This window comes from uncultured Mobiluncus sp., from assembly GCF_947087965.1.
Lineage (GTDB): Bacteria > Actinomycetota > Actinomycetes > Actinomycetales > Actinomycetaceae > Mobiluncus.
On the sequence record NZ_CAMUES010000010.1, the window covers coordinates 39339 to 46970 of the forward strand.

The 7632-nt window shown below is 57.7% G+C and carries 6 protein-coding genes; 2 read left to right on the top strand and 4 right to left on the bottom strand.

What is annotated here, in order from left to right; all coding sequences use genetic code 11:
• Window positions 1–41: 41 nt before the first annotated feature.
• Window positions 42–1064 (bottom strand): LacI family DNA-binding transcriptional regulator, encoded by a 1023-nt coding sequence (locus tag Q0V70_RS09385; RefSeq protein ID WP_297591138.1) that lies wholly within the window; start codon window positions 1062–1064, stop codon window positions 42–44.
• A gap of 142 nt (window positions 1065–1206) precedes the next feature.
• On the opposite strand from Q0V70_RS09385, the gene Q0V70_RS09390 reads away from it, so the two are divergent.
• Together Q0V70_RS09390 and Q0V70_RS09395 are read left to right on the top strand one after the other, a co-directional pair.
• Window positions 1207–4269, top strand: a complete 3063-nt coding sequence (locus Q0V70_RS09390; RefSeq protein ID WP_297591141.1) for a glycoside hydrolase family 2 TIM barrel-domain containing protein — start codon at window positions 1207–1209, stop codon at window positions 4267–4269.
• A gap of 12 nt (window positions 4270–4281) precedes the next feature.
• On the top strand, window positions 4282–5805 hold the full coding sequence (locus Q0V70_RS09395) for an MFS transporter (RefSeq protein WP_297591144.1): 1524 nt from the start codon (window positions 4282–4284) through the stop codon (window positions 5803–5805).
• A 162-nt stretch (window positions 5806–5967) separates the two neighbouring features.
• Here Q0V70_RS09395 and Q0V70_RS09400 read toward each other — a convergent pair whose 3' ends face one another.
• The 3 genes from Q0V70_RS09400 to Q0V70_RS09410 form a co-directional block, all read right to left on the bottom strand.
• Window positions 5968–6249 (bottom strand): type II toxin-antitoxin system YafQ family toxin, encoded by a 282-nt coding sequence (locus Q0V70_RS09400; protein WP_297591145.1) that lies wholly within the window; start codon window positions 6247–6249, stop codon window positions 5968–5970.
• Window positions 6246–6518 (bottom strand): type II toxin-antitoxin system RelB/DinJ family antitoxin, encoded by a 273-nt coding sequence (locus tag Q0V70_RS09405; RefSeq protein ID WP_297591147.1) that lies wholly within the window; start codon window positions 6516–6518, stop codon window positions 6246–6248. The genes Q0V70_RS09400 and Q0V70_RS09405 overlap by 4 nt, the downstream gene beginning before the upstream one ends.
• A gap of 142 nt (window positions 6519–6660) precedes the next feature.
• Window positions 6661–7353, bottom strand: coding sequence for a class I SAM-dependent methyltransferase (locus Q0V70_RS09410; RefSeq protein ID WP_297591149.1), 693 nt, complete (start codon window positions 7351–7353; stop codon window positions 6661–6663).
• Window positions 7354–7632: the final 279 nt, after the last annotated feature.

A 7632-nucleotide genomic window follows, 5' to 3' on the forward strand; every position in this document is an offset into this window, starting at 1 on the left:
TCGCCTGGCCAGGTTTTCGCTCAGGTTCCTAGCCGCAGCGTTCACAAGTGGGGTGGGGCGGCAGTGGTGGACCTCACGATGAGTTCGGTGGGAATCGTCCGGTGCAGGTCGGTGGTTTCCCCGGCCAGCTGGCGGACAATGAGATTGACCATTTCCACTCCGGCCGCATAAAAATCCTGACGCACCGTGGTGAGGGGCGGGAAAGAAAACTCGGACATTTCGATACCGTCAAAACCGATGACGGAAACGTCTTGCGGAACTCGAACTCCGTTCTCGTGCAAGGCCCGCACCAGTCCCAAAGCGATTTCGTCATCTGCACAGAAAACCGCGGTCACATCAGGATTCTGTGCGAGTCGTTTCCCGGCCGCATATCCCGCCTGGGCCGACCAATCTCCGGGAATGACGGGCGGCACCTTTCGCCCTGCCGCCCGCAGGCACTGTTCCCAAGTTTCCTGGCGAACTTGGGCGGAACGGGAACGTTTCGGGCCGCTGATGTGAAAAACCGTCCGGTGGCCCAGCTCCAGCAGGTGTTTCATGGCGGCTTTGACCCCGCCCACCTGGTCGGCAGAGGCCGAGGGATAAATGTCCACCAAGTTGGAATCCGAGGAAGCCACCGGCAAGTGGGGAGGAATCGCCAGTTGCTCCGCGCTGGCGTCCCCGCATTGCACAATGATCAGTCCGTCAATATCCTCTTGGGAAAGCAGTGACATAGCGCGGTGGGCCTGGTCGGTGTGCGGATATTCCACCTGCACCAAACTGACGGAAAAACCGAGTTCAGCAGCCCGGTCAATGACCCCGTTGGAGGTGTGTGCCTCTCCAGTGCGTCGAATCTCTTGGGTCAGCAGCCCGATGACGTCATAAGTACCGGTGCGCAAGGCGCGGGCGGCCCGGTTGGGGGTGTAGTTGAGTTCGGCGATGGCGCTCAATACGCGCTGGCGGGTTTCGTCTGAAACATTTTTGTGTCCGCGCACGACCCGAGAGACTGTCTGGGCCGATACTTCCGCCCGCAGCGCCACGTCATGGATAGAGCTGGCGCCGTTTGCTTTGCGGGGAGTTCGGGCCATGGGTGAAGCGTATCAAGCCCAGGTGAAGTTTCATTTGCGACTTGCCCAGCAAAAACTGTGTTATCGTTACCAGTACCGGTGAGAACGATAACACCAGTGTCGGTGTATTCGATTCCCGCGGCATCGCCCCAAGGAGACTTCCATGCAGCTACCAAATCATCACCAGAACCTTAGCGTTTTGCACGAAAATACTTTGGCGCCGCGGGCCTACTACATTCCGGTTTCCCCCGAGGCCGCGCACGCCTCGGAACATATCCCGAATTTCAACCTGGACCGTGGGCTCTCGGACCGTTTCCAGCTGCTCAACGGTGCTTGGGAGTTCGGATTCTATCCCTGCGTAGAGGACGTGCCGGAGGATTTTTTCACTCCCGGAGCTGCGGCGCTTCCCGACACGATTCCCACTCCCGGCGCGTGGCAGTACCACGGTTATGACTCCCACCAGTACACGAACATCAACTACCCGTTACCTTTGGACCCCCCTTATGTGCCCCACGCCAACCCCACTGGCGCTTACCGTCATGAGTTCCACTACCAGCCAGATCCGCAAGCTCCCGGTGCCACCCTCGTTTTTGAGGGCGTTGACTCGTGTTTCTACCTGTGGCTGAACGGGCGTTACGTGGGGTATTCACAAGTCGCCCACGCGACTTCCGCTTTCGAGGTCACCGAGTTTCTGCGGGAGGGGACGAATACGCTGGCGGTACTGGTCTGCAAGTGGTCGGACGGCAGCTACCTGGAAGACCAGGACAAGTTCCGCTGTTCGGGCCTTATCCGTGATGTCTACCTGCTGAAACGCCCCGCGGTACACCTCAACGATTACTTCCTCACCACCGAGATACAGCCCGATGGTGCCGGCATAAAACTGCGCGCGAATTTCAGCGGGGAAGCCTGCCCGGTCGCGGTCACGCTCACCGACGGCCCCAACATTCTGGGGCAAACCGAGCTACACCCCTTGTGCGACGGGGACGAAACCTACACCCATGCCACCGAGTTCCATCTCGAACACCCGAAACTGTGGAATCCCGGCGCACCCCACCTCTATACCCTGGTGATGGAGTCTGTGGACGAAGTAATCACGGAACGTGTCGGTATCCGTACCGTGACCGTCACGGACGCCGTGCTGAAGGTGAACGGCAACCCCATCAAGATCAAAGGCGTAAACCGTCACGAAAGTGAGGCCCAGACCGGACCGGTCGTCTCGCTATCCCAGATGAAACGGGATTTAGAGCTGATGCGCCAGCACAATATCAACGCGGTGCGCACCGCCCACTACCCGAACTGCCCGCAGTTCTATCATCTGTGCGATGAACTGGGATTTTACGTGATGAGCGAAGCGGATAATGAAAGCCACGGCACCCGAAACCGCGTCCTGGCCGACGAAACGGAAGAGAACGTGGTGGAGCTGTGGAACAAACCTATTGCGGACAACCCGGAGTGGATTCCCGCCACCCTGGATCGGGTCCAGCGCTGCGTTCATAGTGAAAAGAATCGTCCTTGCGTGTTTTCCTGGTCGGCGGGCAACGAATGTGCCTACGGGGTGACTATTGAAACCGCGCTGCAGTGGATGAAAGACTTTGACCCCACCCGGGTGACGCACTACGAAAGCGCCTACTATCGGTCCCACGACCGCTCTTATGATTACCGCAATATCGACCTGTACGCCCGCATGTACCCCCCGCTTTCCGACATCACCGACTACCTGGATAACCTCGGTGACAAGCCGTTCCTGCTGGTGGAGTACTGCCACTCGATGGGCAACGGTCCGGGAGATTTGGAAGATTTCTGGGCCCTGGTGCAGGCAGACGCGCGCATGTGCGGCGGGTTCATCTGGGAATGGTGTGACCACGCGGTGCCGGACACCGAGGGCCGTCTGCTTTACGGCGGAGACTCGGGGGAATACCCCCACGACGGGAACTTTTGCGTCGACGGGCTGGTCAGCCCCGACCGCACCGGGCACATCGGGCTGTTGGAGGCCAAGAATGTGTACCGTCCTTTGCGCTTTACCTATGACCAAAAGGCCGGGCTACTGCGGGCTACCAATACGGCTGACCACCTCAATGCTGCCGATTTCGCCACCCTGAAATGGGTGAGGGTGCGAGACGGCGTCGAGGACAGCGGCACTATCGAGCTTCCCCCGATTGCGCCTCACCAAAGTGTAGAGATTCCGTTTTCCGTGGACGTTCCTGCCGTCGGGCGGTGCTTCCTGAGGGTGGAAACGTACCTGTCCCGTCCGTTCGCCTGCCTGGAGGCGGGACATTTGTTGGGGTTCGACGAGTTTGCTCTGGACAACGCCGACCCGCGCTGTCTGCCCGCCCGGCAGCTCAGCCAGGACCTCCAGACAATTTTGGCACCTGACGCTCCCCGCATCGAAACCAGCCCCAAGGAAATCACGATTGAGCTGGGCGCATACACTTACGTGTTTTCCCGGTTCACCGGAATGCTCACCGATTGGCGTGGCAGCGCGGGGCCGCTCCTGACCCGGCCGATGGAACTCAACATTTGGCGCGCCCCGACTGACAACGACATGTATATCCGGCCGCGGTGGGAGCGGGCGCACTACGACCGTTGCACCCCTTATGCCTATTCGGTCGAGGTGGTGTCCGGTGCGAGTGTGGTGGTGAAATCGCAGGTAGCGCTGGTGGCGCCGTCGATTCAGCCCATTTTGAAAGCGGACTTGGAGTGGACATTAGGCGCCGATGGGGCCTTGCGAATGAACGCCAGCGTCACCCGTGATACGCAGTTCCCGGAACTACCGCGCTTGGGATGGCGGCTCTTCTTGGACCAAACCTTTACCCACGCCGACTGGTCAGGGCTGGGACCGCACGAAAACTACCTCGACAAACGCCGTTCTGCCTGGCACGGGCGTTTCCACAGCACTGTTCGCGACCTGTTCCAACCCTATCTGCGGCCACAAGAAAACGGGTCGCGCTCCGCTTGTGACTACCTCAAGTTGAGCGGCGAAAACGCCAGTTTAGAGGTGGTGAGCGCGGCGGAATTCAGTTTCAACGCGTCGCACTTTACGCAAGAAGAACTGGGCGCGAAAGCCCACGATTATGAACTGGTTGAAACCCCGGAAACCGTGTTGTGCCTGGATCATCGCATGGCGGGGATTGGTTCCCAAAGCTGCGGACCGAAGTTGCAGGAATGCTACCAAGTCGCTGCCCCGCACTACGAATTTTCTTTCACTCTCAAGTTTTCCAGCAACTAAGAAAGGTGCCTCATGGAAGAAAAGAATTATCTCAAGTGGTACAACAAGGTAGGGTACGGTTCTGGCGATATTGCCGGAAACGTGGTCTACGCTTTCCTTTCAGCGTTCGTGATGATTTATCTGACGGACACGTTAGGGCTCAGCGCCGGCATCATCGGAACTTTGATTATGGTGTCGAAGTTCTTTGACGGGTTTTCGGACATTCTGTTTGGGCGTCTCATGGACCGAACCCACACCAAGATGGGCAAAGCGCGCCCGTGGATGTTCTGGGCATTTTTTGGCTGTGCGGCCATGATTATTGCGATTTACGCGATTCCCACTTCTCTGGGCAAGACCGCGCAATATGCCTGGTTCTTCATTGCCTATACCCTGCTGAACGCGGTTTTCTATACCGCGAACAACATCGCTTACGCCGCGTTGACGGCTCTGATTACCAAGAACCGCTCCGAGCGTGTCCAGATGGGCTCCATTCGTTTCATGTTCGCTTTCGGAACCAGCTTGACCATTCAAACCATCACGGTGGGAATGGTTCAGATGATGGGCGGAGGCGCTGACGCTTGGCGGAACGTGGCGATTATCTATGCCATCGTCGGCATTCTGTCTAACAGTTTGGCGGTCTTTTCGGTGAGGGAGCTGTCTCCCACCGAGCTGGCGGAAGGTGATGCACAGGCTGCGAAAGACGACGACGATGTCACTTTCTTGGAGGCGCTGAAGCTGTTGGGCAACCGCTACTACGTCATCATCGTGGTGTGCTTTATCTTGATGCAGTTCTTTACCGCGACGTTGAATATGGGCATCTACTTCATGACGTACATTTTGGGTGACGCCAACCTTCTGGGGGTCTTTGCCTGGGCCATCAACATTCCCTTGATTATCGGGCTGTTGGTGACGCCGTTGGTGGTGGCCAAGATTGGGCGGATGCAGCCCGTGACCATCGTGGGATACGTGGTGGCAGTGCTGGGGCGCCTAGGGGTTATCATCGGTGCCTCGATGGGGTCGATTCCCCTGATGCTGTTCTTTTCCGGCCTGGCGTCCCTGGGTATGAGCCCCCTGCAGGGGACATTGAACGCCTTGATTGCGGAGATTAGTGAAAATACGTTCTTGCGCACCAAGAAACGTATCGACGGCATGATGTTCTCCTGTTCCTCACTAGGGGTCAAGATTGGTTCCGGCGTCGGCACGGCAGTTGCGGGCTGGCTGCTGGAGCTGGGCGGATACGACGGCACCGCGAAAGTCCAGAGCGCTTCGGCTCTCCAGATGATTCAATTCATGTACCTGTGGGTGCCGATGATTGCTAACCTGCTGATTTTGGGGTTGCTGTTCTTCTTGAACGTGGAAAAGAAGAACGAGAAACTTCGCGAAAACCTCGAGACTGGCGAGCTCCCCGTAGTTTCAGCGTTGCTGGAGCACCCCAATCCGGAAGAACCACTCTCTGAAAGGATTGTGCAAGGCCACACTCTGGGTTCAGGCGCCGAGGAATCGAAGGGTATGTTCCCGCACGAACCTACCGACGAAAAACCTGATTCTGAGGAGTGAACGCGGGGGCGGCGGCGGGTCTAATCGTGCGGTTAGACCCGTTGCCGCCCTCCGGGTTTAATTTGCACTCCGGGGCGGCGGCTACTTCAGCTTGTAGCCCCGGTGCAGGGCGACGATACCGCCGGTGAGGTTCTTGAGCTGCCTGAAAACAGGCAGCTCAAGTTATTTCTGGAACAGTTCCGCGTGAGTTCCGAGTCGATAGAGTATCAGCACGAGCACGTTGCTGCGGATTTCGTAGATCAGCAGCCAGTCCGGTTCGATGTGGCATTCCCTGGTTCCCGAGAAAGTGCCGGAAAGGCTGTGGTCGCGGTATCTTTCGGGCAGAGTGTCTCCCTCTGCAAGGACTTGGATAACTTTGAAAAGTTTATCTAAATCCCGGTGCTGCTTTTTTGCGAGCTTCACGTCTTTCTTAAACTGACTCGTAAACCTGACTTCGTACTTCATACTTCCAATGCGGCCTTTAGCTCATCGAGAGTCGAGTAGCCCTTAACGTTGGGGTCGTCTGCTATCCGTCGACCCTCCCTTATCGCGGCAGCGGTAGCGTCGTTGGGGACATTCAGACTCAACTTGAAAGGGATTCCCTGTTCGCGAATGGCAGTACGCAAGAACATATTAATAGCCGTGGTCATGTTGAGACCCAGTTCCGAAAAGACGCGGTCGGCCTGTTCTTTGACCTCTTTGTCAGTCCTGATGTTTAAATTCGTAGTCGTCATGGCGCTCCTCCTTAGTTCGATTTTAGTAAAAAGTTCGTCTATCATCAACATGATGTCATTATAAAAGCCGAGCATGCGACGAAAAAAGCCACGAGGAACTATTGCGTTTTGCTGATTCTAGGAGATTCCTCCGGGGCGGCGCCTACTTCAGCTTGTAACCCCGGTGCAGAGCGACGATGCCGCCGGTGAGGTTCTTGAGCTGCAGGCGCTCGAAACCCGCCGCGCGCAGCTGGGCGGCGAACTCGTACTGTGAGGGCCAGGCCAAGATAGATTCCGCCAGGTAGTCATACGCCACCGCGTCGGTCGAGAACAGCCGGGCAATCGGCGGCATGACCCGGTGCAAAAAGAACCGATAAACGGCTCTGAACGGGGCAAAAGTTGGGCGGGAAAACTCGCACACCACCACGTGCCCGCCGGGGCGCACGACCCGGTAAAACTCCCGCAAAGCCCGGTCCGGGTCCGACACGTTGCGCAGCCCGAAACTGATGGTGACGCAGTCAAAAGTGTTGTCAGGAAAGTCCAGGTTCATCGCGTCGCCCTGCTGAAAGTCAATCTCCGGGTGACGCCGGCGCCCCTCGGCAATCATGCCCTCGGAAAAGTCGAGAGCCACGACTTTGGCTCCGGCGCGCACGAACTCAATCGAGCTGGCGCCGGTCCCGGCGGCCACATCTAGCACCTTCAAAAATGGCCGCGTCACCACCGCGCGCTTCACGTGGGCGCGCCACACTTTTTCCTGCCCCAGAGAGGCGAGAAAATTCATCAGGTCGTAACGACGGGCCACGGCATTGAACATGGATTGGACGTCGTGAGGATTCTTGTCTAGGTTCGCGCGCATGGGTTCTATCCTACCGCCAGGTTCGCCGGCGGGGTTTTACGTCATGCCCTGCACGAACGACCGATTTCGGCATGGTTCAGCGCCCTCTGATTTACCCGGAAACTTTTCTACCAGGGGTTTTGTAAAGGTGCATGGGCGCCGCGGTGCGGATTTTCTTTTGAAATCGGTCGTTCGTGCATATGCCCTCTGTCGAGGTAGCGGTTTTAGTGGTGGGCGCTTCGTCGCGGGGGCGCTCGCGAGAGGCGGAAGGGGGAGTACCCCCTCGCGTTTTGCGCGACT